Raw genomic sequence first — 519 nt, 5'->3', positions numbered from 1 at the left:
GTCAAGGGTGAGGAACGCGAACGGGCGCTCGCCGTTGAAGTTGCCCGGGGGGTTGTAGTTGCAGGTGATGAAGACGCCCCGGTTCCCGGCGCAGACCACGCGCGCGCAGCCGATGCGGGTCGACTTGCGCCACACCACCTGCGTGTAGTGCCCGCACACCTTGCCGGCGTCGCAGGTGTTGCTGTCAAGATGGTAGTTCTGCTTCTCGTCCACCCACAGCTTCACCGCGTCGGCGGCCGTCCACGACTGCCCGGAACCCCAGAAGATGTTCTCGCCGAACGGCCCGCCGGAGTGCTGGAGCCGGCAATCGCCGGCGCGCTGCGCCGCCCAGTCCTGCGCAAACCTGGCCACGTTGTTGTCCCACGCCACCGGGCCGACACCGTCCACGGCGCGGGCGCGGTTGTGCAGGTTGACGAAGTCCTGCGGGGTGTTCTGCGCCGAGACGTCAGCCACCACGGCCATGACTATGGCCAGTGCGAACATTGCAAGACTGCTCTTGGAAGATGCCATGACTAGCTA

1 protein-coding gene is annotated in these 519 nt (G+C 66.3%); it reads right to left on the bottom strand.

Translation table 11 applies throughout. From position 1 onward, the window contains the following. A partial coding sequence (locus tag IE219_RS32780) for a pathogenesis-related family 1 protein (protein ID WP_189983750.1) occupies positions 1–483 on the bottom strand: 483 nt, incomplete at its 3' end. Positions 484–519 lie beyond the last annotated feature (36 nt).

Source organism: Streptomyces termitum, from assembly GCF_014650175.1.
Classification (GTDB): Bacteria; Actinomycetota; Actinomycetes; order Streptomycetales; family Streptomycetaceae; genus Streptomyces; species Streptomyces termitum.
The sequence above is the reverse complement of the archived record's forward strand: the minus strand, read 5'-3'. Positions and strand labels throughout refer to the sequence as shown.